This window comes from Delftia sp. JD2, assembly GCF_001682645.1.
In the GTDB taxonomy this organism is placed as follows: domain Bacteria; phylum Pseudomonadota; class Gammaproteobacteria; order Burkholderiales; family Burkholderiaceae_C; genus Comamonas; species Comamonas acidovorans.
This window is the reverse complement of record NZ_LFJT01000002.1, coordinates 77,618-102,497: the sequence shown is the minus strand read 5'-3', so window position 1 is coordinate 102,497 and position 24,880 is coordinate 77,618. Positions and strand designations below refer to the sequence as shown.

Sequence of the window (24,880 nt, the reverse complement as noted above, 5' to 3'; positions counted from 1 at the left end):
TCCCTCAGCTTTGCGACGCGCGCGGCGAGTACAGGTTGGCAACGGTCTCGCCCAGCGGCCCGCCCACGCCGCCAGCCAGCCTGTCGCGCACGGACAGCGGCAGCAGCGGGAAGACCAGTTCGGCAAAGCGGTAGGCCTCTTCCAGGTGCGGATAGCCGGACAGCACGAAGGTGTCTATGCCCAGGTCCGCGTACTCCTTGATGCGGTCGGCCACGGTCTGCGCATCGCCCACCAGGGCCGTGCCCGCACCGCCGCGCACCAGGCCCACGCCGGCCCAGAGGTTGGGGCTGATCTCCAGCTCGGCGCGCGTGCGGCGGCTGCCGCCCGCATGCAGGGCGGCCATGCGGCGCTGGCCTTCCGAGTCCATGCGCGCGAAGGCGGCCTGGGCCTGGACCACGGTCTCGTCCTTGAGGCGGCTGATCAGGCGATCGGCATCGGCCCAGGCCTCGTCCTCGGTCTCGCGCACGATGACGTGCAGGCGGATGCCGAACTTCACGCTGCGGCCATGGCGCGCCGCCTTCTCGCGCACATCGGCAATCTTTTTGGCCACCTCGGCCGGGGGCTCGCCCCAGGTCAGGTAGGCATCGACCTGCTCGGCGGCCAGGTCGTGCGCGGCCTCGGACGAACCGCCGAAGTACACGGGCGGATACGGCTTTTGCAGCGGCGGGAACAACAGCTTGGCGCCCTTGACCGAGAGGTGTTCACCTTCGTAGTCGAGCGTGCCGCCCTCATGGCTGCGCTCAAGGATCTCGCGCCAGATGCGGATGAACTCGGCCGATTGCTCGTAGCGCTGGGCATGGTCGAGGAAGACGCCGTCGCCCTCCAGCTCGGCGCGGTCGCCGCCCGTGACCAGGTTGATCAGCAGCCGCCCGCCCGACAGGCGGTCGAACGAGGCGGCCATGCGCGCCGCCAGGCTGGGCTGGTGCAGGCCGGGCCGCACGGCGACCAGGAACTTCAGGCGCTTGGTGACCGGAATCAGGCTGGAGGCGACGACCCAGGGGTCCTCGCAGGAGCGGCCCGTGGGAATCAGCACGCCCTCGTAGCCCAGGCTATCGGCCGCGATGGCGACCTGCTTGACATAGTCGTGGCTGAGCGGGCGGGCGCCCTCGGCCGTGCCGAGGTAGCGGCTGTCGCCGTGGGTGGGAATGAACCAGAAAACCTGCATGCGCTGCTCCAGTCAGGGGACGGAATCGAGGAAGGGAATCAAAGGGCGGAAGAAGGCCGTGCCGCCGCCGGCTCGGCCAGCCGCGCGTACTCGGCCGCCGAGGGCCGCCAGACGATGTCGGCCACCTGCACCTGGCGCGGAATCAGGCCCAGCCGAAAAAATGCATCGGCCACGCGCTGCTGGTCCACCACGGTCTGCGCAGCCAGCAGGCCCACGGGGGAGCTGGGCCGGCGCGCAATGAAGCGGCTGACCACCGCCGCATCCAGGCCGCTGAAGCCGGCCACCAGGGCCACGGCCTCCTGGCGTGCGCTCTGGGCCAGGCGATCGGCGCGCGTGAGCTCGTCGAACAGCGCGCGCAGCACCTGCGGATGGCGCTCCACCAGGCCGCGAGAGGCCAGGTAGAACGAGGCGTTGCCCGACAGGCCTTCGCCATTGGCCAGCACGCGCGGGCGAATCGCCAGCTCGGTGGCCGCGTAGAACGGGTCCCAGATGGCCCAGGCGTCCACGCTCTTGCGCTCGAAGGCGGCGCGCGCATCGGCCGGGGCCAAGTACACGGGCTGGATCTCGTTCCAGGCCAGGCCCGCCTTGTCCAGCGCGCGCACCAGCAGGTAATGGGCGCTGGAGCCTTTTTGCAGCGCCACGCGCCGGCCCTTGAGATCGGCCAGGGCACGCAGCGGCGAGTCCGATGGCACGAGAATCGCCGAGCTCTCGGGCTTGGGCGGCTCGGCGCCCACGTACAGCAGGTCACGGCCCGCGGCCTGGGCAAAGACCGGGGGTGAATCGCCGGTCAGGCCGAAATCCAGGCTGCCGGCGGCCAGGGCCTCCAGCAGCTGGGGACCGGCCGGAAACTCCAGCCAGCTGACCTTGGTGCCCGCAAAGCGCTTTTCCAGCACGCCTTGCTGCTTGAGGATGACCAGGTTGACGGCCGACTTCTGGTAGCCGATGCGCAACTGCTCGGGCCCGGCCACGGCGGCCGGCGTCTCGGCGCGTGCGTACTGGCCGGCCAGGCTCCAGCTGAAGGCGGTGGTGCCCAGCAGTTGCAGGGCCTGGCGGCGCACGCGGTCCAGGCGGGGCTTCTTGGGGATGGCGTTCATGGTGCGGACTCCTTGCAGTGGGCTCAGGGGCGCGACGCGATCAGGTCCACGGGCGCGGCATGCAGCAGGTTGAGCTTGCGGGGAATGAGCTTGAGCTCGAAGAAGGTGTCGGCGATCTGCTGCTGCTCGGCCAGGATCTCGCGCGTCACGGACGAGGTGCCGAAGCGGGCACGGCTCAGGTACAGCTCGGTGATGGACTTGTCCAGGCCCAGGATGCTGGACAGCTCGGCGGCCGCCGCCGTCTGGTTCTTCGAGGCCCAGCGGTCAATCCCATCGACCTCTTCGATGGCAATGCGCAGCACATCGGCATTGCGCGTGGCGAAATCGCGCGAGGTGAAGTAGTAGGCGCGGTTGTTGACCACGCCCGTGGCATCGGCCAGCAGGCGGGCGTCCAGCGTCTTTTGCGCGGCAGCCAGGAAGGGGTCCCAGATCAGCCAGGCATCGACGGAGCCGCGCTCGAAGGCGGCACGCGCATCGGCCGGCGCCAGGAAGACGGACTGCACATCGCCGTACTTCAGGCCGTGCTTTTCCAGCAGCTTGACCAGGAAGTACTGCACGTTCGAGCCCTTGTTGTAGGCCACGCGCTTGCCCTTGAGGTCCTGCACGCTGCGGATGGGCGAATCCTTGGGCACGATCACCGCCTCCAGCCCGGGGCGCGGCACGGTGGCGCCCGCATAGACCAGGGGTGCCCCTGCGGCCTGCGCAAAGATGGGCGGGGCCTCGCCCACATCGCCGAAGTCGATGGAGCCCACGTTCAGCGCCTCCAGCTGCACGGGGCCGGCGTTGAACTCGATCCAGCGCACGGATACGCCCAGCGGCGCCAGCCGCTTTTCCAGCGTGCCCCGGCTCTTCAGGATGGACAGCCAGCCCTTTTGGTGGCCGACGCGCAGCACGCGGTCACCCGCCTTGTCCTGGGCCAGGGCCGGGCCGCCCACCGTGGCGACTGCTGCGGCAAGGCCCGCGCCCAGCAGTTGGCGTCGGCGCCAGTTGGCTGTGTGTCGGGGGAAAGAATCGAACGAGACCATGACGGACATCCTTGGAAGAGTGGTGCGTGGTGCGTGGTGCGTGGTGCGTGGCGCAGGCAAAGCGCTGCCCATGCATGCGCGCGGCATGCAGTCAGAAAACAAAAAAGGGAAGGCGGAGCAAGGGGCAGCAGCCCGCAGGACTAGGCCTGCAGACGCGCCGCACGGAGTCGTCAGGTGCTACATCGCCGGCTGGCGAAGGCCATGGTCTCGAAGCGAGGAAAAGAGCTGGATGCCACCACTCCTGCCTTGTGCATCCGCACGCCTGCCTGCGCCGTGCGGCGCGGGGCCTGCAAAGAGTGGCGGGAAGTCAGCAAGATGGACATGGCGGATCGTGGGGATTGGCAGGGGTCTGGGAACGCGGGTGAATTCAGTGGGTGGGCGCCGGCCGGGCCGGCGCGCCGCACTCACTTCTTGGTGTAGATCTGGTCGAAGCTGCCGCCGTCGGCAAAGTGGTCCTTGTCGGCCTTGGCCCAGCCGCCGAAGGCCTGGTCGATGGTGACCAGCTCCAGCTTGGGGAACTTGTCCGCGAACTCGGCCTTGACCTTGGCATCGGTGGGACGGTAGTAGTTGCGGCCGGCGATGCGCTGGCCTTCCTCGGAGTACAGGTACTTCAGGTACTCCTCGGCCACGGCGCGTGTGCCCTTCTTGTCCACGACCTTGTCGACCACGGCCACCGAAGGCTCGGCCAGGATGGACAGCGAAGGCACGACGATCTGGAACTTCTCGGGACCGAACTCCTTGAGTGCCAGGAAGGCCTCGTTCTCCCAGGCCAGCAGCACATCGCCCACGCCGCGCTGCACGAAGGTGATGGTGGCGCCGCGCGCGCCCGTGTCCAGCACGGGCACGTTCTTGAACAGCTTGCCGATGAAGTCCTTGGCCTGTGCGTCGCCGCCGTACTTGCGCTTTGCGAATTCCCAGGCGGCCAGGTAGTTCCAGCGCGCACCGCCGCTGGTCTTGGGGTTGGGCGTGATCACCTGCACACCGGGCTTGACCAGGTCGTCCCAGTCCTTGAGGTTCTTGGGATTGCCCTTCTTCACCAGGAAGACGATGGTGGAGCTGTAGGGCGCCGAGTTGTGCGGCAGGCGCTTTTGCCAGTCGGCCTTGAGCAGGTTGCCGTTCTTGACCAGGGCGTCGATGTCGCCGGCCAGCGCCAGCGTGGCCACGTCGGCGTCGATGCCGTCGATGATGGAACGCGCCTGCTTGCCCGAGCCGCCATGCGACTGCTTGACGCTCACGTCCTGGCCGCTCTTGGCCTTCCAGTGCTTGGCGAAGGCCTGGTTGTATTCCACGTACAGCTCGCGCGTCGGATCGTAGGAGACATTGAGCAGTTGCACCGACTGGGCCAACGCCGGCAGAGCCGACAGGGTCAAGCCCGCGATCAGGCCGGCGGCGACAGGAAACTTGATAAAGTGGCGGCGAATTTTCATTGGAGTGTCGGTAGAGAGTGGAGACGACGGTCTGGTGCCGTGGAAAGCATTCTCAAAGCCAACTCTTAAAACTCAAACCAATAAGATTTCAGTTTGTTATTCCCAAAACATCTGAATCTCCACAAGACAAGGACTCAATTCCCCATGGCACGTACCGTTCACTGCATCAAGCTTGGCGTTGACGCTGAAGGCCTGGATTTCCCGCCCTACCCCGGCGAGCTGGGCAAGCGCATTTTTGAAGGCGTGAGCAAGCAGGCCTGGGCCGACTGGCTCAAGCACCAGACGATGCTGGTCAACGAAAACCGCCTGAACCTGGCCGACGCACGCGCCCGCCAGTATCTGGCCCGCCAGATGGAAAACCACTTCTTCGGCGGCGGCGCCGATGCGGCGGCCGGCTACGTGCCTCCTTCGGCCTGAGCCGCTTCGCGCCCTTTCACCGCCCCCGTCGCACTGCGCCGGGGGCGGTTTCATTTGCGGTGCCGCAAACGGCCGCCGCCCAGAGACCGCCTACAATGCCCGCCTTCTTGCGCTGGACGGCGCAGTGGCCGCACACCCTGCGGCGCGGGCCGGTCTTCACCCGAGGTTTTCCGTGCTTCCATCCGTCTCCCTGCTGGAATCGTTCCAGGCATCGCAGTTCACCGTCATGCTGGTGATCTACCTCGTGGCCATCACGGCCGAAGCCATGTCGGGCGCGCTGGCGGCGGGCCGGCGCAACATGGACATCTTCGGCGTGGCCGTGATCGCCTTCGTCACCGCGCTGGGCGGCGGCACCATCCGCGACATGGTGCTGGGCCACTACCCCATCGGCTGGACGCAGCACCCTGAATATGTCTACCTGGTCATCTCGGCCGGGCTGCTGACCATCGTCGTGGCACGCCACATGCACCATCTCAAGCAGGTCTTTCTGCTGCTGGACGCCATGGGGCTGATCGCCTTCTCGCTGATCGGCTGCAACGTGGCGCTGGAGCTGGGCTACCCGCCCGTGGTGGTGGTGATGTCAGGCATGCTGACCGGCATCAGCGGCGGCATTCTGCGCGACGTGCTGTGCAACCAGGTGCCGGTCGTCTTCCGGCGCGAGCTGTACGCCAGCGTGTCCCTGGCCGTGTGCCTGCTGTTCCTGGGGCTGCGCACACTGGAAGTGGGCTCCAACCTCAGCACCGTCGTCTGCTTTGCCGGCGGACTCACGCTGCGCCTGGCTGCCATCCGCTTCAAGTGGCGGCTGCCCGTGTTCTCCTACCAGCAGCGCTGGGAGGAGTAGTTCTGCCCCTTGCCCATGCCCGAACCCATTGAATGGCTGCCCGATGGCACGCCCTACAGCCCGCGCTTCGGCGACCGCTACCACAGCGAACTCGGCGGCCTGGACCAGGCCCGCCACGTCTTTCTGGGCGGCTGCGGCCTGCCGGCGGCCTGGGCCGATGCGCCGCAATGGCGCATCCTGGAGACCGGCTTCGGGTTCGGGCTGAATTTCCTCGTGGCCTGGGAAGCCTGGAAGGCCGATCCCCAGCGCCCGAGGCTGCTGCATTTCGTCTCGGCCGAAGCCTTTCCCGTCAGCGCCGACGCCATGCGCCAGGCCATGCCGCGCGAGCCAGGATTGCGCCTGCTGGCCGAGGAGCTGGCCACCCGGTTCCAGGGCCTGCTGCCCGGCGTGCACCGCCTCGCCTTCGAGCAGGGCCGCGTGCTGCTGACGCTGTACATCGGTGATGCCCAGGCCATGCTGCGGCGCCAGCAGCTGACGGCCGACAGCATCTACCTGGACGGCTTCACGCCGGAACTCAACCCCGACCTCTGGAGCGCCGACACCCTGCGCGCGCTGGCGCGCCATTGCCGGCGCGGCACGCAGCTGTCCACCTGGTGCGTGGCGCGCACGGTGCGCGACGGCCTGGCCCAGCACGGCTTTCAGGTGCGCAAGGTGGATGGCGTGCGCCCCAAGCGCCACAACCTGCATGCCGTCTTTGACCCGGCCTGGCAACCGCGTGGGCCGCGCGGGCCGCGTGCGCAGCCGCAGGAAGCCATCACCCCACGGCGCTGCATGGTGCTGGGTGCAGGTATCGCCGGCGCGGCCGCTGCCGCCAGCCTGTCGCGCCGTGGCTGGCAGGTCACCGTGCTGGATGCTGCCGACGCGCCTGCAGCGGGCGCCTCGGCCCTGCCCGCGGGCCTGTTCTGCCCCCATGTCTCTCCCGATGACAGCCTGCTGTCCCGCCTGAGCCGCGACGGCGCACGCCTGACCCTGGCGCAGCTGCAAATGCTCTCCGGCCAGGGCCTGCTGCAACGGGGCACGGACTGGTGCGATACCGGCGTGCTGGAGCACGGCGTGGAAGCCCCCCCGCGGCTGCCGCGCGACTGGCAATCCCCCGGCCCGGGCGACCACTGGAGCCGGCCCGCAAGCGCCGATCAACTCTCGGCGGCCGGCCTGCCCGCCGACGCCCCGGCCTGCTGGCATGCGCAAGCTGGCTGGGTGCGCCCGGCGCGGCTGGTGCAGGCGCAGCTGGCGCTGCCCGGCGTGCGCTGGCAGGGCCGCGCCTGCGTGGCGCGTCTTGCACGCACCGACACAGCCGGTGGCGCGCCCGTCTGGCAGGCCCTGGATGTACAGGGCAATCTGCTGGCCGAGGCCGAACTGGTCGTTCTCGCACTGGGCCCTGCAACAAATACGCTGCTGGAGCACAGCCTGGGTGCGCAGGCCGCCTGGCCGCTGCAGCCCATACGCGGCCAGGTCAGCTGGGATGTTCACACCCCGGCCAGCGCGCAGGCCATGCCGCCCTTTCCAGTCAACGGCCATGGCAACCTGGTGCCTGCCATGCCGCTGCCCGGCGATGCAGCCGGGCCAGGCTGGGTCATGGGATCGACCTTCGAGCGCGACCAGACCGCGCTGCCGCCCAGTCCCGAAGACCAGGCCGCAGCCCATGCAGCCAATGGCGCCAAGCTGGCGCAGCTGCTGCCAGGTGCCTACCAGGGCCTGCAAGGCTTCTTCGACGCGCCACCGCGCGCCACCTGGGGCGCCGTGCGCGTGGCCTCGCCAGACCGGCTGCCCGTGGTCGGACCGGTGTCCGATCAGGCTCCCGGCCTGTGGGCGCTGACGGCCATGGGCTCGCGCGGGCTCACGCTGTCGCTGCTGTGCGGCGAGCTGCTGGCAGCACGCCTGCACGACGAACCGCTGCCCCTGGACGCCAGGCTGGCGGCTGCCCTGGCCAGCGAGCGCCTGGGCCGCAGGCGCTGAGCCGTTGAACCGCCCGGCCGCTGAACGGCACAGCATTCACACAACGGCCTGAAAGAAAACCCGAGTCTTCCCGCAGACGGTTTTTTGTCACTCGTTATGTTTTCTAGTGCATATCGCTAGAATCCGGAACCTGTTTTCAAAAGGAAACAACCAGCCGCTCCCCGCGTTCAACTACACAAGAACCTGAAACCGTGACCCGCCAGCCCCGCTCCTGCGCTCCCGCATCCTCACCCGCCCTCTGCTCACCCTCGTTCCGCCTTCGCTCCACGCTGACACACGCCCTGCTGCTCGCAGGCCTGGCCGCCAGCACGCAGGCGCAAGCCCAGGTCGAGGCCCAATCGGGTGCGCCTGCAGCCCAGGCTTCGCAGACCTTCCAGTTGGGCACGGTTGACGTGCACGGTGCGCGTGATGAAGCAGAGGCCATATCCGGCGATGAACAGCGACTGGGCGCCGCCGAGATGCGCCAGCGCAATGCCGACACCGTGGCCGACGCCGTGCGCCTGCTGCCGGGCGCCACGCTGTCGCGCAACAATCGCAACGAGGAAATGATCTACCTGCGCGGCTTCGATCCGCGCCAGGTGCCGGTCTTCGTGGACGGCGTGCCGCTGTACGTGCCCTATGACGGCTATGTGGACTTCGGCCGCTTCACCACGTTCGACCTGTCCGAGATCCGCGTGGCCAAGGCTGGCGCATCGCTGATGTATGGCCCCAATACGCTGGGCGGCGCCATCAACCTGGTCACGCGCAAGCCCGTCAAATCATTCGAGGGCGATGCGCGCATCGGCGCAGGCGCAGGCGGCGAACGCAAGGCCGCCGTGAACCTGGGCGGCAACCTGGGCACCTGGTACTACCAGCTGGGCGCCTCCTACCTGGACGCGGACAGTTTTCCGCTGCCCAAGGGCTTCAAGGACTTCAAGAAGCAGCCCACCGACACGGGCAACTACCGCGACAACGCCTACCGCACGGACAAGCGGCTGTCGTTCAAGCTGGGCCTCACGCCCAATGCCACGGACGAATACGCGCTGGGCTATGTGCGCCAGGAAGGCGAGAAGGGCAACCCCGTGTATACCGGCAGCGCCACGGGCAAGAACGTCATCCGCTACTGGCGCTGGCCCTATTGGGACAAGGACAGCGTGTACTTTCTGAGCACCACGCGCATCAATGCCGACAACCTGCTCAAGACACGCATCTACCACGACACCTACCAAAACGGCCTGGACATGTACACGGACGCGAGCTACACGCGCCATGACCCCACCAGCAGCTACAAGGACGTGAGCCAAGGCGCCAGCGTCGAGTGGGCCAACTACAGTTTCAAGGGCCATGCGCTGCGCCTGGGCGCGCACTACAAGATCGACGAGCACACCGATGCCGCCTCGGCCAAGGACCCCAGCAAGCACTACCGCGACGTAACGCGCTCGCTGGTGGTCGAGGACACGATCTCCCTGGCCGAACGCTGGAGCCTGAACCTGGCGCTCAGCCACGACCAGCGCGATGCGCGCGAGGTCTACCAGTGGCCCACGGGCTCCGCCAGCGCCACCAATGGCGTGGCCAAGCTCGGCTATGCGCTGGGCGGTGGCAGCGAGGCGTATTTCATCGCCTCGCACAAGACGCGCTTTCCCACCATCAAGGACCGCTACTCGGCACGCATGGGCACGGCCCTGGCCAACCCCGACCTGCAGCCCGAGACCGCCAACCACCTGGAGCTGGGCGTCAGCGGCTCGCCCTGGCAGGGCGGCCAGGGCCAAGCCGCGCTGTTCTACAGCCGCGTGCGCAACCAGATCCAGACCGTGGTCGTGGCGTCGGCCGAATGCGGCGGCACCACCTGCAACCAGGCGCAGAACGTGGGGCGCACGCGCAACATCGGCATGGAGCTGTCCCTGGCCCAGCAGCTGTCGGCACAGTGGAGCATGAACGCCGGCTACACCTACCTGAACCGCCGCAACACCAGCGACTCCAGCATCACGCTGACCAACACGCCGCGCCACCGCCTGCTGGCCGGCGTTCAGTGGCGTCCGCTGGCGCAGTGGGAATTCAATGCCGAGGTCGAGACCGAGAAGGGCCGCTACGTGCCGCTGTCGGGCAGCGGCCAGCTGCAGACGCTCAAGCTGCCCGGCTACGGCATTGCCAACCTGCGCGCACGCTACAAGCCGCGCAGCGACATCACCGTGGACTTCGGCGTGGCCAATATCGGCGACAAGTGGTACCAGTTCGATGACGGCCTGCCCATGCCGGGCCGCAGCTGGTATGTCAACCTGGGCTATCGCTTCTGAAACCGGGTCGGAGACTGTGCCCGTGCCCGATTCCATGGAACCGATCTGCCACCCTCGCCGTCGCCTGCTGGGCGCCCTGCCCGCGCTGGCAGCCCTGAGCGGCTGCGCCGCCCAGCCGGCCGAACCTGCCAGCGTGAACGTGGCCGTGGTCGGCGGCCTGTCGCTGTGCGGTGTGTGGCCGCACCTGGCCGACGCGGCGGGCCGCAGCCTGGGCCTGTCCGTGCGCACCGCCGTTGCCGCGCCCAAGGAGGGCGTGATCCCCGCCATGGCCCAGGGCCGCGCCCAGCTGCTGCTCATCCACGCCAGCGACGAAGCCATGTCGCTGGAGGCTGCCGGCCTGGCATCGGCCGCGCGTGTCTGGGGCTGGAACGAGCATGTGTTCGCTGGCCCAGCGCATGATCCGGCCGGGGTGCGCGGCGCGGCCGATGGCGTCGAGGCCATGCGCCGCATCGTTGCCAGCGGCTCGCCCTTCATCGCGCTGCGCGACCCCGGCAGCTATACCGTGGTCCAGCGGCTGTGGCGCCGCGCCGGCATACGGCCCGACGCACGCTGGCTGCGCGCCGATACCGGGCCGCGCCCCCAGGCCGTGCTGCAGTTGGCGGCCGAGCTCCAGGCCTATGCCGTGGTCGGCCATATCCCGCTGCATTTCGGCAAGATGGGCGCGCCCGGCATCGAGCTGCTGCTGCACGGCGACCCGCTGATGCGCCGGCCCTATGTGCTGCTCACGCCCGGGCCGCGCCATCCGGCCGACGCTGGCCAGCGCCGCAGCGCGCAACGGCTGGCCGAGCATTTGCTGTCCGCACCGGGCCAGCAGGAACTGGCGCTGGCCAATGTGGCAGCCGGAGGTCCCTGGATCTTCGGGCGCGACAGCATGCCCCTGGTCAACGACACCGGCGGCGGCCAGGAGTAAAAACCTGCCTGGATTCCACAAGCACCGCATGCCATGAACTCACCTGCCACCCTGCCCCTGGCCGCCCTGGTCCATCCAGACGACGAGCATGCAATGGAGCTGCTGCTCGAACGCGTGGCACGCCGCCTGCAAGGCGCGGGCTGGCGCGTGGGCGGCCTGGTGCATCGCCAGGACCGCTATGCCAACGGCAACAAGCGCATGCAGCTGTTCGACCTGCGCAGTGACCGCCAATTCGAGCTGTCCCAGGACCTGGGCTGCGCCTCGCGCGCCTGCAGTCTCAACCCCCAGGCCCTGGCCCAGGCCAGCGCCGTGCTGCGCCAGGCGCTGGACGATGGCGTGGATCTGGTGGTGATCAACCGCTTCGGCATCGTCGAGGCCTCGGGCCAGGGCTTTGCCGCCGAATTCGCGGCCTTTGTCGAGGCCGGCACGCCCGTGCTCACGGCCGTCACAGCCCGCCATCTTGAAGACTGGCGCAGGTACACCGGCAGCCTGCATGCCGAGCTGGCAGCCGATGAGGTGCAGATCGAGCAATGGTGCCAGGCACAGCTTGAGCGCCGTGGCTGCGCCAGCCCCATCCCCTGATTTTCATGACCGATCTTCTGTTCACCCGCCGCCGCTGGCTGGGCCAGGCCATGGCGGCACTGGCCTCATCGGCTCTTGTTCCCGGCCATGCCCAGGCAACCACGATTGCCGCCCGCATGGGACAGATGCCGGACCCCGCCAAGCTGCGCCGCGTATTCGCGGCCGGACCGCCCGCAGGCGTGCTGGTGGCCACGCTGGCACCGCACAAGCTGCTGGGCTGGCCCCAGCAGCTGGACGATGTCTCGCGCGCCTATCTGGGGCCCACACTGCAGGCGCTGCCGCATCTGGGCCGCCTGTCCGGGCGCGGCAGCACCATGCCGCTAGAGTCGCTGCTGAAGCTGCAGCCCGACCTGGTGCTGGACGCCGGCACGGCCGATGCCACCTATATCTCGGCCACCGAGCGGCTGGCACGCCAGACCGGCCTGCCCTGCGTGCTGATCCAGGGCTCGCTGACCGACCACGCACGCCAGTTGCGCGAGGTCGGCGCCCTGCTGGGCGAGGCCGCACGTGGCGAAACCCTGGCCCGCCATGCCGATGCCGTGGCGGCGCTGGCGCAGCGTGCCACCCAGGGCCTGGCACCGGCCGAGCGCCCGCGCGTGTACTTCGCGCGCAGCGCCAACGGCCTGGAAACGGGGCTGGCGGGCTCCATCAATGTGGAAGCCGTCGAATATGCGGGCGGGCGCAATGTGGCGGCCGATGCAGGGCGTGGCGGGCTCACGCGCGTGTCCATGGAGCAGATCCTGGCCTGGGACCCGCAGGTCATCGTCACGCAGGAACCCGGCCTTGCCGAGCGCATGCGCCAGGACCCGCTGTGGCGCGGCGTGGCCGCCATGCGCTCGGGCCGCGTGCACTGCGCGCCGGTCTGGCCCTTCGGCTGGCTGGATGGTCCGCCCGGCGTCAACCGGCTGATCGGCGTGCGCTGGCTGCTGGAAAAGCTCCACCCGCAGGCGCCGGCACTGCAGGGACTGCCGCCGTTGGAACGCGAGGTGCGCGACTTCTATCGCCTGTTCTACGGCGCCGACCTGTCGCCCGCAGCGCTGGGCAGGCTGATGGAGACCGCGCGTTGATGCCTGCCACAGGCCACCGCATGGGGTGGGTGCTCGCGCTGGCCTTGCTGGCCGCCGTGCTGCTGTGGGCGCTGGCGGCGGGTCAGTTCTCCATCGCGCCGCAGCAGCTGTGGCAGTCGCTGCTGGCGCGCGCCACGGGCACGGCGTCCCCCTTGTCCGCCAGCGCCGAGACCGTGCTCTGGAACATCCGCCTGCCGCGCATCGCCGCAGGCCTGGCCGTGGGCGCCACGCTGGCGGCGGCAGGCGCGGCCTACCAGGGCATGTTCCGCAACCCGCTGGTCTCGCCCGACATCCTGGGCGTCTCGGCCGGTGCCGGCCTGGGCGCGGTGCTGGGCATCTTCCTGGGCTGGTCCATGGCGGCCGTGCAGGCCCTGGCCTTTGGCGGCGGGCTGGCCGCCGTGGCCGTGGTGGTGGCCATCAGCGCCAGCGTGCGCCGCCATTACCCGGTGCTGGTCCTGGTGCTGGCCGGCATTGCGCTGGGCGCGCTGCTGGGCGCGGGCATCGCCCTGGTCAAGACGCTGGCCGACCCCAATACGCAGCTGCCATCCATCACCTTCTGGCTCATGGGCGGCCTGAGCGCCGTGACCCTGCCCGAGCTGGGTGCCACGGCACCCGTGATGCTGTGCGCCCTGCTGCCCCTGATGCTGCTGCGCTGGCGCATCAACCTGCTGGGCCTGCCCGACGAGGAGGCGCTGGCCCTGGGCGTGCCCGTGGCACGCCTGCGCCTGCTGCTGGTGGCCTGTGCCACGCTGGGCACGGCGGCGGCCGTGTCGCTGGCCGGCATCGTCGGCTGGGTGGGGCTGGTGGTGCCGCATGTGGCGCGCCTGCTGGTGGGCCCCAATTTCGTGCGCCTGCTGCCGGCCTCGGCGCTGCTGGGCGCGGGCTTCGTGGTTGCGGCCGACACCCTGGCGCGCAGCGCGACGCGCATCGAGCTGCCGCTGGGCATTCTCACGGCCCTGGTCGGCGCGCCCTTCTTTCTCTACCTGCTGTCGCGCACGGGGCGCAATGACTGAAGTGCAGGCCCCACCCGTGCTGCAGACGCTGGCCCTGGCCACGGGCCATGGGCGCCGGCGCGTCAGCCAGGGGCTTGACCTGGCCATTGCCGCAGGCGAGGTGCTGTGCCTGCTGGGCCCCAACGGCTGCGGCAAGACCACGCTGTTCCGCACCGTGCTGGGCCTGCTGGCGCCGCTGGCCGGAGAGGTGCGCGTGCAGGGCCAGCCCGTGCACAGCTGGCCGCGTGCCGAGTTTGCGCGGCGCGTGGGCTATGTGCCCCAGGCTCAGGCCGGCGTCTTCGGCTTCGAAGCGCTGGACATGGTGCTCATGGGCCGTGCCGCGCGCCTGCCTGCGCTGGCCCGGCCTTCAAGTGCCGACCGTGCCCTGGCGCTGGGCTGCCTTGAGCAGTTGGGCATCGCCCATCTGGCGCTGCGCCCCTATACCGAGCTGAGCGGCGGCGAGCGCCAGCTGGTGCTGATCGCACGCGCCCTGGCCCAGGAGCCCGCGCTGCTGGTCATGGACGAGCCCACGGCCAGCCTGGACTTCGGCAACCAGATCCGCGTGCTGGACCAGATTGCCGCGCTGCGTGCACGCGGCATGGCCGTGCTGCTGTCCACCCACCAGCCCGAGCATGCGCTGCAGGTGGCCGACCGCATCGCCCTGCTGGGCCGCGACGGACTGCAGGCCTGCGGTGCGGCGGAGCAGGTGGCGACACCGGCCGCGCTGGCTGCGCTCTATGGGGTGAGCGAGGCGGCGGTGGCGGCGCGGCTGCCGGCAATCCCTAAGGTCTGGGCGGGCGCCACTTCCAACACGGCGGCGGCGTCAAGGGCCGGCCTGCATCCTTGAGCAAGCGCTGCAGCAATTGCTGCTCGCTGTGGATGGAAGGATCGGCCAGCAGCCGGGCAAACCGGGTTCCCCCGTCCTGCATGCCGAGCGGGGCGGACGCTTGCATCAGCCACTCCAACTGGCGCCGCCGGGCCTGGGCCGCGGCGAGCTCGGCCGGGGTTTTGGCCAGCCGGCGTTGAATCGCCAGCCCAAAGCCCTCATCCAGCACGGTCGATGAGCGCTCCGTCAGCAGGTGGGCTACATGCAGGCAGTCGGCCTCGCCCGCCGGGGTTTTGCCCATCGCTTCGGGTTTGCAGGCATCCAGCAGCGCCTTGTAGCCCGTCAAGGGAAAGGCTGTCCAGATACCTATTGCAGTGATCACCGCGCCTTCCTCGAGCCGGTAGTTCGGACTGCCACCCAGCGCCTGCAGCTCCTGTGCCGTGGGCGGATGGCGCAGCAAAGCGGACTGCATCCAGCGCACGCCGTCATACATGTGCAGGTCCGCGTAGCGGCTTTCGCGCGCTGCAACCAGCAGTTCCTGCGGTCCCAGCGCCTGCTGCATCAGCGCAGAGAAATTGCTGGGCTCCAGCGCCAACCAGCGGCGGGCAGCCTCGGAGCGCACTTCGCCTTCGTCCTCAGGGGCCTTGGAGGCCAGCAGTTGATAGGCCAGCGCATCCTGCCCTGCCCGCTCCAGCGCGTCCTGGCGCCAGCCCTCGGCCTGGCTGACAGCGCTTTTGTCGCGGGGCGACAGATTGATCAGGATGGCCGCAAAGGCCAGATCGCGCCCGCTGCCGGAACCGGCCAACTGCGCCGCCACGCGATGCAGATACGCATCCCAGGCTGATTCCCGTGCGGATTCGTCGGGTTCAGGCGTGTCAGCTGTGTGCGCTGCTGACAACGGGGACGGCGGCGGTGCCGGCTTCTGGGCCTGCGCCTGAGCAGCAGTTGCCAATGCCAAGGCCAGCCCGATGGCGGCACAACGGTTTCGCATTCTGAAATCCTCCCTCTGGCCGGAAAGCATATCGGCCGCTCATGCGTTTGACATGCCCAGCCCCACAAAGCCTGCTGCCATTCACTTATATCCATATCCACATACTTGCAGGACAAAACAATCGTTTGCTTCTATAAGGCCATTGCTTACATTTCCGTCCATGCAGGGTTCTGCGCGCGTTTCCCGCAAGTGCCTCGGTGCCACGCAATGAACCCCTGCACCGCCGCCACTGGCGGCAGTCGAAGACCCCACATCCGAAGCGCCATGTACCAATACACCGAATTCGACAAACAGTTCATCCGCCTGCGCGCCGAGCAGTTCCGTGACCAGCTCGAACGCTGGCAGGCCGGCAAGCTCTCGGAGGATGAGTTCAAGCCCCTGCGCCTGCAAAACGGCTGGTATGTGCAGCGCTACGCGCCCATGCTGCGCGTGGCCGTGCCCTACGGCGAACTGTCCAGCGCCCAGTTGCGCGTGCTGGCCCGCGTGGCCCGCGAGTATGACCAGCCCGACGCCGCCCTGCTGGCCGAGGCCCGCGCCACCCAGGACCGGCTGGGCGACATCCCGCTGCACGACGGCCGCCGCATCGGCTCCGACCTGAAGTTCGGCTACGGCCACTTCACCACGCGCACCAACGTCCAGTACAACTGGATTCCGCTGTCCAAGGCCGCCGACGTGATGGACCTGCTGGCCAGCGTGAACCTGCACGGCATCCAGACCAGCGGCAACTGCATCCGCAACATCAACAGCGACGCGCTGGCGGGCATTGCCATCGACGAGATCGCCGACCCCCGCCCCTTCACCGAAATCCTGCGCCAGTGGAGCACGCTGCACCCCGAGTTCAGCTTCCTGCCGCGCAAGTTCAAGGTCTCCATCAGCGGTGCCGAGGAAGACCGCGCCGCGCTGGGCTGGTACGACGTGGGCCTGCAGTTGCTCAAGAACGAGGCTGGCGAGCTGGGCTTCAAGGTGCGCGTGGGCGGCGGCATGGGCCGCACGCCCACCATCAGCCCAGTGCTGCGCGAGTTCCTGCCCTGGAACCAGCTGATGAACTACCTGGAAGCCGTGATCCGCGTCTACAACCGCTACGGCCGCCGCGACAACGCCTGGAAGGCGCGCATCAAGATCCTCGTGAAGTCCGAAGGACAGAATTTCATCGACCAGGTCGATGAGGAATTCCGCCAGATCGTCGAGGTCGAGGGTGGCCCCCACACCATCACGCAAGCCGAGTACGACCGCGTGGCCGCCAATTTCCGCGAGCCCGAGCTGGACCTGTCGCCCGCCAATGCCGAGGCCGAGACCCTGGCCCTGCTGCGCACGGCCGCCGAGGAAGACAAGGACTTCGGCCGCTGGCTGATCAGCAACGTGCGCCCGCACCGCCACCCGCAACTTCGCGCCGTGCTGCTGTCGTTCAAGCGCCTGGGCTACGCGCCCGGCGACGCCACGGCAGACCAGATGGATGCCGCCGCCGCGCTGGCCGACCAGTTCTCGGCCGGCGAGATGCGCGTCACCCATGAGCAGAACCTGCTGCTGCCCTGGGTGCGCCGCGACCAGCTGCCCCAGCTGTACAAGGCGGCCAAGGCCCTGGGCCTGGCCAAGCCCAACATCGGCCTGCTGACCGACATGATCGCCTGCCCCGGCGGCGACTTCTGCTCGCTGGCCAATGCGCGCTCCCTGCCCATTGCCGAGGCCATCACCGAGCGCTACCAGGACCTGGACGAGCTGTGGGACCTGGGCGAGATCGACCTGCACATCAGCGGCTGCATCAACAGCTGCGGCCACCACCACAGCGGCCACATCGGCATCCTGGGCGTGGACAAGGACGGCAAGGAGTGGTACCAGATCACGCTGGGCGGCGCCGACGGCTCCCACCTGTCCGGCCCGGCCACTCCCGGCAAGATCATCGGCCCCTCGTTCAGCGCCGCCGAAGTGCCCGGCGTGATCGAAGCCCTGCTGGCCACCTACCGTGAGCAGCGCCAAAGCGAAGGCGGCCGTTTCGAGACCTTCATCGCCACCGTGCGCCGCGTGGGCATCGACCCGTTCAAGGCCGCCGGCAATGCCGCCCGCCACCCCGCCAAGCACACCGAGGAAGCGGCCGCCTGACCCCAGGTGAGAGCCGCAGGAGATCCCCATGAAAATCATCGCCGCCCAAGAGCACCAAAGCCCGGCCGAAGGCCAGCAGACCATCATCGCCCCAGCCAATGACGCCGATCCCTTCACGCTGGACCTGACCGGCGTGCAGCGCATCGACCTGCACTTTCCCAAGTTCACCGATGGCCGCGCCTTCAGCCAGGCCCGCCTGCTGCGCAAGCGCCTGGGCTTCCAGGGCGAGATCCGCGCCACCGGCGACGTGCTGATCGACCAGCTGGTGCAGATGCAGCGCTGCGGCTTCGACGTGGCCGTGCTGCGCGAAGGCGTGGACATCGCCGACGCCCAGCGCCAGCTGGACCGCTTCCACGGCTTCTACCAGGGTGATGCCGTCCATCCCGAGCCCCACTTCGTCAAGGCGGCCTGACATGGGTGCGCAAAGCTTTCTGTCGCGACAGGCATCGGCCAAGGCCACCGAGGTCAACGGCCGTGCCAGCAGCGGCTTTGCCGACAAGCTGGCCGCCACCGAGGCCCTGCTGCGCGAGGCTGCAGCCCTGGGCGCCGAGGCCGTGACGCAGGCCTCCAGCCTGGGCGCCGAGGATGTGGTGATCACCGACATCATCCACCGCCTGGGCCTGGGCATCCCCGTCTTCGTGCTGGACACCGGCGCCCTTCACACCGAGACCCTGGCCCTGCTGGAACGCACCCAGTCGCTGCCCGGCCTGAGCGTCAAGGTCTACCGGCCGCAGCTCGAATCGGTGATCCACTTCATCCGCGACAACGGCCAGGACGCCATGTACCGCAGCATCGAGCTGCGCAAGGCCTGCTGCGGCGTGCGCAAGATGGAGCCGCTGGCGCGCGCGCTGGCTGGCAAGAGCGCCTGGATCACGGGCCTGCGCCGCGAGCAGTCCAATGCCCGCGCCGACGTGCCCGCCGTGGACCGCAGCGAGGTCGAGACCAAGGGCCTGACCAAGTTCAACCCGCTGACCGACTGGACCCAGGGCGATGTCTGGCACTACATCGCCAGCCATGGTGTGGACTACAACCCGCTGCACGACCAGTTCTATCCCAGCATCGGCTGCGCACCCTGCACGCGCGCGGTCAGCCTTGGCGAGGACTTCCGCGCCGGCCGCTGGTGGTGGGAGGATGAAGCGGCCAAGGAATGCGGCCTGCATGCCAAGAAGTGAAGCCTGCAGGGTTTGACACCGATCTGATTGGAAACCAAGAAATGAATGCCCGTGTGGACACCTCCGTGCTGAGCCATCTCAGCAACCGCCACCTCGACGCCCTTGAAGAGGAAACCATCTTCGTGCTGCGCGAAGTGGCCGCCGCCTTCGAGCGCCCCACCCTGCTGTTTTCGGGCGGCAAGGACTCGCTGGTCATGCTGCGCTGCGCCGAGAAGGCCTTCGGCAAGGGCCGCATCCCCTACCCGCTGCTGATGATCGACACTGGCCACAACTTCCCGGAAGTGACCGATTTCCGCGACCTGCGTGCCAAGGAGCTCGGTGCCGAACTCATCGTGCGCAGCGTCGAGGACTCCATGGCACGCGGCACCGTGCGCCTGGCCCATCCGGGCGAAAGCCGCAACGTCCACCAGTCGGTGACGCTGCTGGAGGCCATCGATGAATTCCGCTTCGACGCCCTGATCGGCGGCGCCCGCCGCGACGAGGAAAAGGCCCGCGCCAAGGAACGCATCTTCAGCCACCGCGACAGCTTCGGCCAATGGCAGCCCAAGGCCCAGCGCCCCGAGCTGTGGACGCTGTTCAACACGCGTCTGGCCCCCGGCGAGCACTTCCGCGTGTTCCCCATCAGCAACTGGACTGAACTCGACGTGTGGCAATACATCGAGCGCGAGCAGATCGCCCTGCCCAGCATCTACTACACGCACAAGCGCGAAGTGGTGGAGCGCCGCGGCCTGCTGGTGCCCGTGACCGAACTCACGCCCCCACGCGACGGCGAGGAAGTCGTGGTGCGCGACGTGCGCTTTCGCACCGTGGGCGACATCACCTGCACCTGCCCCGTGGAAAGCGAAGCCGCAACGGCCGCCGACATCGTGCTCGAAACCCTGGCCGCCGAAGTCAGCGAACGCGGCGCCACGCGCATGGACGACAAGACCAGCGACGCCTCCATGGAAAAGCGCAAGAAGGACGGATATTTCTGATGACCACCGCAAGCATTGCCGCCGACGCAGCCGTCGCGGATTCCACGGCCACCCAGGCCAGCCAGGCCACACAGCAGACCGCCGCCAACGCCTCGGCCTTGCGCTTCATCACCTGCGGCTCCGTCGATGACGGCAAGAGCACGCTGATCGGCCGCCTTCTGGTGGACACGCGCGCCGTGCTGCAGGACCAGCTGGCCGGCGTCACCAAGAGCGGCGAGACCGACCTGGCGCTGCTGACCGACGGCCTGTCGGCCGAGCGCGAGCAGGGCATCACCATCGACGTGGCCTACCGCTACTTCGCCACCGAAGGCCGCAAGTTCATCATCGGCGACGCGCCGGGCCATGAGCAGTACACGCGCAACATGGTCACCGCCGCCAGCAGCGCCGACGCCGCCGTGGTGCTGGTCGATGCCACCAAGCTCGATTGGAAGAACCCGCAGCTCACCCTGCTGCCGCAGACGCGCCGCCACAGCCTGCTGGCCCACCTGCTGCGCGTGCATTCGCTGGTGTTTGCCGTCAACAAGCTCGACGCCGTCGAAGACCCGCAACAGGCCTTCGTCCACATCCGCGGCGCGCTGGAGCGCTTCACGGCCGAGGCCGGCATTGCCTCCGCGGCCACCGTGCCCGTCTCGGCTCTCAAGGGCTTCAATGTGGTCAACGCCGAGCCCGGCTGGGCCGGCTACGACGGCCCCAGCCTGCTGCAACTGCTGGAGCAGTTGCCCAACACGCCGACCGACACCGGCCTGGCGCTGGCCTTTCCCGTGCAATGGGTGGAGAAATTCTCGTCCTCGGCCGATACCAGCCAGGGCCGCCGCGTGTTCTGGGGCCGCGTGGCCGCAGGCCGCGCACGCGTGGGCGACGCCGTGCAGATCCTGCCCAGCGGCCAGCAGGCCGTGATTGCCCAGGTGCTGGACCATGCCCGCGTTCCCGGCTCCATCGACGCAGGCCTGTCGGCCGGCATCACGCTGGACCGCGAGGTCGATGTCTCGCGCGGCGACTGGCTCGTCGCAGCCCCTGCGGCTGCAGCGGCCGCTGCCGATGACGACTTCGACGCCCAGGAAGCGCAGCCCGCATGGCCCAGCAAGCGCGAGTTGACTGCCACCGTGGCCTGGATGGACGAGCAGCCGCTGGTCCCCGGCCGCACCTACCTGGCGCTGCACGGCCACCGCTGGATCAAGGCCAAGGCCCGTCGCGTGGTGCACCGCCTGAACATCCACACGCTGGCCCAGGAAGAGGCCACCCAGCTGGAGCCCAACGCCATCGGCCGCGTGGAGCTGCTGCTGCAGGAAAGCATTCCCGCAGCACCCTTCGCCCAGGCCCGCCAGTTGGGTGCGCTGATCCTTGTGGACACGGCCAGCCACGCTACCGCAGGCGCTGCACTGCTGGATTGAGCAACTGGACAGTCCCGCTTCGCGAGCCGGCACATGCCGGCTCGTGGGCTTTCGGAAAACCGCAGCAGTCCGCGCCAGAATCCTTGCCATGTGCGGGACTGGCTCCTGAAAAATTTTAGAATCCCGGGTTGATACCGACATTCACACTGCCATAAAAGACTCCCATGACTCACGTCGTCACCGAAAACTGCATCAAGTGCAAATACACAGATTGTGTGGATGTCTGCCCCGTGGACTGCTTCCGCGAAGGCCCCAACTTCCTCGTGATCGATCCTGACGAGTGCATCGATTGCGCCGTGTGCATTCCCGAATGCCCGGCCAATGCCATCTTTGCCGAGGAAGACGTCCCCGCCGACCAACTGGCCTTCATCAAGCTCAACGCCGAGCTGTCGCTGGAAAAGGGCTGGAAGAGCATCACCAAGCGCAAGGCCTCGCTGCCCGACGCCGACGACTGGAACGGCAAGCCCGGCAAGCTGGACCAGCTCGAACGCTGAAGCCGCGCAGCCCATGCAAGACACCTCCGGCACGCAACCGATCCAGACCGATGCCCTCGTCATAGGCGCGGGCCCGGCGGGCCTGTTCCAGGTGTTCCAGCTGGGCCTGCAAAGCATTCGCTGCCATGTCGTCGATGCCCTGCCCCATGTGGGCGGGCAGTGCGCGCAGCTGTACGGCGACAAGCCCATCTACGACATTCCCGGCATTCCGGTATGCACGGGCCATGAACTGGTCCAGCTGCTGCAGCGGCAGGTCGCGCCCATGGACGCGCAACTGCACCTTTCCCAGCAGGTCTCCCAGCTGCAGCGCATGGACGATGGCCGCTGGCTGGCGCAGACCACGCACGGCCTTGAACTGCATGCGCGCAGCGTCTTCATTGCAGCTGGCGTGGGCGCCTTTGTGCCCAAGGCGCTGAAGGTGCCCGGCGTGGAGCTGCTGGCTGCAGGCCAGCTTCACTACCATCCTGCCGATCTGGAAATGGTGCGCGGCCAGACCGCCATCGTCCACGGTGGCGACGAAGAGGCCGTGGCCGCGGCCATTGCCTGCGCCGACAGGGCCCAGGCCACCTATCTGCTCTACCGCCGCGACGCCTTCCAGGCTTCGGCCGCACTGCTGGAGCGCCTGCAGGAGCTGCGCGACAGCGGCGCCATCCGCGTGGTGATCGGCCAGATCACGCAACTGCATGCCGATGCAGGCCAACTGCGCGCCGTTCAGTGGATGGATGGCGAAGGCCAGGAGCACGAACTGGCGGCGCAGCAACTGGTCGTCTGCCTGGGCATCTCCCCTCGCCTGGGCCCGGTCGCCGAATGGGGCCTGGCCATGGAACGCAAGCAGCTGCTGGTGAACCCTGCAACCCAGGCCACCGATGCGCCAGGCATCTATGCGATTGGCGACATCGTCAGCTACCCGGGCAAGCACAAGCTGATCCTGTGCGGCTTCCATGAAGCCACCATGGCGGCCTTTGCCGCCGCCGAGTATCTGCAGGGCGAAAAACCGCTGCTGCAGTACACGACGACCAGCGCACGGCTGCACGCCATCCTTGGCGTTTCCCACCCGCAGGCATGATTGCTCGTGGCCGCACCCCCGCGGCCCTACAGTTTGGCGCGGCAGTGTCGATAGAGTTGGCAGCGTCCACTCATGCACATCAAGCCTATGGTTGCCACACTCGAAGCCCCTCCCAGCACCGCGATCGCGCCACCGGCCGATCCGCGCAGCTTCACCTTCCAGATGCCGCTGTTTCGCCCCGGCACGCATGTCACGCAAAACGGCAAGGCCGAGAAGGTCAGCCACGTGATACTGCGCCGTCGCGAACTGATGGTCTACCTGGTCGGCCATGAAGACCCCGTCAGGCCTGAACGGCTGAGCATCACGCCTTCGATGTTCACCACACAGAGGCGCCCTGAAGCCCTGAGCTGGATCCTTTGAAAGAAACCGGGCCTGGGCCCGGTTTCATCGATCATCCATCCAGGCTCAGGCCTCGTTGCGCCCGGCCATCTTCTGGCCCAGGCGCACGGGCGCAGCATGCGTCCACTGCTCGTTGAAGCGAAGCCCTGCCGATGCGGGAAACAGCATGACGACGGTGGAGCCCAGCTGGAAGCGCCCCATTTCCTCGCCCTGGCCCAGGACGATGGACTGGTCGTCATAGCGCCAGTCCTGGATGCGTCCGGGACGGGGCGGATTGACGATGCCGTGCCACACCGTTCCCATGCTGCCCACGATGGTGGCGCCCACCAGCACCAGCACCATGGGGCCATGGTCGGTATCGAAAACGCAGACCACGCGCTCGTTGCGCGCAAACAGGCCCGGCACGCCGCGCGCCGTGACCGGGTTGACCGAGAACAGTTCGCCCGGCACATAGATCATGCGCCGCAGCCGGCCCGCACAGGGCATGTGGATGCGGTGGTAGTCGCGTGGGCTCAGGTAGATGGTGGCGAAATGCCCGTTGTCGAACTGCCGCGCCAACTGCGCATCGCCGCCAACCAGCGCCGTGGCGCTGTAGCTGTGTCCCTTGGCCTGGAAGATCTGCTCGCCCTCGATGGCGCCGATCTGGCTGATGGCGCCATCCACCGGACAGACCCAGTCGGCCGAAGCCAGCGGCCGCACACCGGGCTTGAGCGCCCGCGTGAAGAACTCGTTGAAGCTGGCATAGGCCGCAGGATCGGAATCGGCCGCCTCCGACATGTCCACGCCATAGCGTGCAATGAAGCGCCGGATGACTGCCGTGGTCAGGTCGCCAGCACGCGCCTGGGCCAGGCGCCCCATGACGGCAGTCAGCGCCTGTTTGGGCAAAAGATACTGGGAGAGAACGGCAAGTCGATCAGACATCGAGGTTTTGCTATGAAAGTAATAGAAGTTGTGGGCGGATTCTAGCCAACCCACACCCCTCGCCCTCAACTCCTCCCGCCGCTTTCAGCACTTGTCATGCCCGCCTTGAAGCCAAGCGCACGATTTCCGGAGGCCGCGGATGAAACGCAGATGACAAAGGCAGCACCGTTCCAGCAAAAATCCAACCTGTGTTTTGCGTGCGACGGCCGCATTGGGCCGCGCACGCGCGGGAATGCAACGCTGTAGAATTGGGAGGTTTAGCTGTTGCCGGGCTTTGCCTTTGCGACACCATTGTGACCTGGCCTTCCGTTCGGTCTGCGCCTCTTGCGCAGAACATCCACTGCTTTTTCAGCCTCGGCCCACGTACCCCATGTTCTGTGGGCCAGGCAAGGCCTTCGTGGTTCCGACAAGTGAGTGCCGCAACCGACCCAGACCTGAGAGATTGAACACATGGCCAAAGAAGAACTGATTGAAATGCAGGGTTCCGTCACGGAAGTCCTGCCTGACTCTCGCTTTCGTGTGACGCTGGAAAACGGACACCAGCTGATCGCCTACACCGGCGGCAAGATGCGCAAGCACCACATCCGCATCCTGGCTGGCGACAAGGTGTCGCTGGAGATGTCGCCCTACGACCTGACCAAGGGCCGCATCACCTTCCGTCACCTGGCCAACCGCGGCCCGGGACCTGGCTCGCGTTGAGCAAAAAATTCGCCCATTGCGAAAATACCCATTTTTTTGACGCTACAATAGCGTTTTAGTCGGAGCGTAGCGCAGCCTGGTAGCGCATCTGCTTTGGGAGCAGAGGGTCGCGAGTTCGAATCCCGCCGCTCCGACCAAATGATTCAAGCCCCTGGTTCGAA

General features: G+C 67.9%; 24 protein-coding genes and 1 tRNA gene. 19 read left to right on the top strand and 6 right to left on the bottom strand.

Annotated elements, in window-relative coordinates:
• Positions 1–4: 4 nt before the first annotated feature.
• From ssuD to ACM14_RS01550, 4 genes are all read right to left on the bottom strand, one after another.
• Positions 5–1,165 (bottom strand): FMNH2-dependent alkanesulfonate monooxygenase, encoded by a 1,161-nt coding sequence (gene ssuD, locus ACM14_RS01565; RefSeq protein ID WP_034395335.1) that lies wholly within the window; start codon positions 1,163–1,165, stop codon positions 5–7.
• Positions 1,166–1,203: 38 nt separating this feature from the next.
• On the bottom strand, positions 1,204–2,259 hold the full coding sequence (locus ACM14_RS01560; RefSeq protein WP_043820577.1) for an aliphatic sulfonate ABC transporter substrate-binding protein: 1,056 nt from the start codon (positions 2,257–2,259) through the stop codon (positions 1,204–1,206).
• 23 nt (positions 2,260–2,282) lie between these two features.
• The gene (locus ACM14_RS01555) at positions 2,283–3,284 is read right to left on the bottom strand and encodes a sulfonate ABC transporter substrate-binding protein (RefSeq protein WP_016448337.1); all 1,002 of its coding nucleotides are present in this window, start codon (positions 3,282–3,284) and stop codon (positions 2,283–2,285) included.
• Positions 3,285–3,688: 404 nt separating this feature from the next.
• Positions 3,689–4,711, bottom strand: coding sequence for a sulfate ABC transporter substrate-binding protein (locus tag ACM14_RS01550; protein ID WP_013801660.1), 1,023 nt, complete (start codon positions 4,709–4,711; stop codon positions 3,689–3,691).
• Positions 4,712–4,855: 144 nt separating this feature from the next.
• On the opposite strand from ACM14_RS01550, the gene ACM14_RS01545 reads away from it, so the two are divergent.
• The 9 genes from ACM14_RS01545 (at position 4,856) to ACM14_RS01505 (ending at position 14,596) form a co-directional block, all read left to right on the top strand.
• Positions 4,856–5,128: an oxidative damage protection protein gene (locus ACM14_RS01545; protein ID WP_013801659.1), complete on the top strand. Its 273-nt coding sequence runs from the start codon at positions 4,856–4,858 to the stop codon at positions 5,126–5,128.
• Positions 5,129–5,300: 172 nt separating this feature from the next.
• Complete coding sequence (locus tag ACM14_RS01540) at positions 5,301–5,969, top strand: trimeric intracellular cation channel family protein (protein WP_012206442.1); 669 nt, start codon at positions 5,301–5,303, stop codon at positions 5,967–5,969.
• A 15-nt stretch (positions 5,970–5,984) separates the two neighbouring features.
• A complete protein-coding gene (mnmC, locus tag ACM14_RS01535) occupies positions 5,985–7,925 on the top strand; it encodes an FAD-dependent 5-carboxymethylaminomethyl-2-thiouridine(34) oxidoreductase MnmC (RefSeq protein WP_065345062.1) in 1,941 nt (646 codons plus the stop codon).
• Positions 7,926–8,116: 191 nt separating this feature from the next.
• Positions 8,117–10,198: a TonB-dependent siderophore receptor gene (locus tag ACM14_RS01530; protein WP_065345061.1), complete on the top strand. Its 2,082-nt coding sequence runs from the start codon at positions 8,117–8,119 to the stop codon at positions 10,196–10,198.
• A gap of 22 nt (positions 10,199–10,220) precedes the next feature.
• On the top strand, positions 10,221–11,108 hold the full coding sequence (locus ACM14_RS01525; RefSeq protein ID WP_228676870.1) for a tungsten ABC transporter permease: 888 nt from the start codon (positions 10,221–10,223) through the stop codon (positions 11,106–11,108).
• 33 nt (positions 11,109–11,141) lie between these two features.
• On the top strand, positions 11,142–11,690 hold the full coding sequence (locus ACM14_RS01520) for a DUF2478 domain-containing protein (protein ID WP_065345060.1): 549 nt from the start codon (positions 11,142–11,144) through the stop codon (positions 11,688–11,690).
• Positions 11,691–11,695: 5 nt separating this feature from the next.
• The gene (locus ACM14_RS01515; RefSeq protein ID WP_047326851.1) at positions 11,696–12,757 is read left to right on the top strand and encodes an iron ABC transporter substrate-binding protein; all 1,062 of its coding nucleotides are present in this window, start codon (positions 11,696–11,698) and stop codon (positions 12,755–12,757) included.
• On the top strand, positions 12,757–13,770 hold the full coding sequence (locus tag ACM14_RS01510) for an iron ABC transporter permease (RefSeq protein ID WP_065345059.1): 1,014 nt from the start codon (positions 12,757–12,759) through the stop codon (positions 13,768–13,770). Before ACM14_RS01515 ends, ACM14_RS01510 begins: the two co-directional genes overlap by 1 nt.
• Complete coding sequence (locus tag ACM14_RS01505; RefSeq protein WP_047326849.1) at positions 13,763–14,596, top strand: ABC transporter ATP-binding protein; 834 nt, start codon at positions 13,763–13,765, stop codon at positions 14,594–14,596. Before ACM14_RS01510 ends, ACM14_RS01505 begins: the two co-directional genes overlap by 8 nt.
• Here the strand turns inward: ACM14_RS01505 and ACM14_RS01500 are convergent.
• Positions 14,532–15,380 (bottom strand): hypothetical protein, encoded by an 849-nt coding sequence (locus tag ACM14_RS01500; RefSeq protein ID WP_235434607.1) that lies wholly within the window; start codon positions 15,378–15,380, stop codon positions 14,532–14,534. The genes ACM14_RS01505 and ACM14_RS01500 overlap by 65 nt on opposite strands.
• A gap of 450 nt (positions 15,381–15,830) precedes the next feature.
• On the opposite strand from ACM14_RS01500, the gene ACM14_RS01495 reads away from it, so the two are divergent.
• The 8 genes from ACM14_RS01495 (at position 15,831) to ACM14_RS01460 (ending at position 23,120) form a co-directional block, all read left to right on the top strand.
• A complete protein-coding gene (locus ACM14_RS01495; protein ID WP_013801649.1) occupies positions 15,831–17,663 on the top strand; it encodes a nitrite/sulfite reductase in 1,833 nt (610 codons plus the stop codon).
• A gap of 28 nt (positions 17,664–17,691) precedes the next feature.
• Entirely contained in the window at positions 17,692–18,075 is a 384-nt protein-coding gene (locus ACM14_RS01490; RefSeq protein WP_034395300.1) for a DUF934 domain-containing protein, read from the top strand.
• A gap of 1 nt (position 18,076) precedes the next feature.
• Entirely contained in the window at positions 18,077–18,835 is a 759-nt protein-coding gene (locus ACM14_RS01485; RefSeq protein ID WP_065345058.1) for a phosphoadenylyl-sulfate reductase, read from the top strand.
• 41 nt (positions 18,836–18,876) lie between these two features.
• Complete coding sequence (gene cysD, locus ACM14_RS01480) at positions 18,877–19,809, top strand: sulfate adenylyltransferase subunit CysD (RefSeq protein ID WP_013801646.1); 933 nt, start codon at positions 18,877–18,879, stop codon at positions 19,807–19,809.
• The gene (locus tag ACM14_RS01475; RefSeq protein WP_065345057.1) at positions 19,809–21,200 is read left to right on the top strand and encodes a sulfate adenylyltransferase subunit 1; all 1,392 of its coding nucleotides are present in this window, start codon (positions 19,809–19,811) and stop codon (positions 21,198–21,200) included. Before cysD ends, ACM14_RS01475 begins: the two co-directional genes overlap by 1 nt.
• Positions 21,201–21,364: 164 nt before the next feature.
• Positions 21,365–21,694 carry a ferredoxin FdxA gene (gene fdxA / locus ACM14_RS01470; protein ID WP_012206456.1) on the top strand — a complete coding sequence of 110 codons (330 nt, stop codon included), beginning with the start codon at positions 21,365–21,367 and terminating at the stop codon, positions 21,692–21,694.
• Positions 21,695–21,707: 13 nt separating this feature from the next.
• On the top strand, positions 21,708–22,760 hold the full coding sequence (locus ACM14_RS01465; protein WP_065345056.1) for an NAD(P)/FAD-dependent oxidoreductase: 1,053 nt from the start codon (positions 21,708–21,710) through the stop codon (positions 22,758–22,760).
• A gap of 87 nt (positions 22,761–22,847) precedes the next feature.
• On the top strand, positions 22,848–23,120 hold the full coding sequence (locus ACM14_RS01460) for a hypothetical protein (RefSeq protein WP_224986237.1): 273 nt from the start codon (positions 22,848–22,850) through the stop codon (positions 23,118–23,120).
• A gap of 45 nt (positions 23,121–23,165) precedes the next feature.
• Here the strand turns inward: ACM14_RS01460 and asd are convergent, their stop codons facing one another.
• Complete coding sequence (gene asd, locus ACM14_RS01455; protein ID WP_065345055.1) at positions 23,166–24,020, bottom strand: archaetidylserine decarboxylase; 855 nt, start codon at positions 24,018–24,020, stop codon at positions 23,166–23,168.
• A 450-nt stretch (positions 24,021–24,470) separates the two neighbouring features.
• Between asd and infA the strand changes: the two genes are divergently transcribed.
• Both infA and ACM14_RS01445 read left to right on the top strand, forming a co-directional pair.
• The gene (gene infA, locus ACM14_RS01450) at positions 24,471–24,719 is read left to right on the top strand and encodes a translation initiation factor IF-1 (protein WP_012206460.1); all 249 of its coding nucleotides are present in this window, start codon (positions 24,471–24,473) and stop codon (positions 24,717–24,719) included.
• Positions 24,720–24,779: 60 nt separating this feature from the next.
• A tRNA-Pro gene (locus ACM14_RS01445) sits at positions 24,780–24,856 on the top strand.
• Positions 24,857–24,880 lie beyond the last annotated feature (24 nt).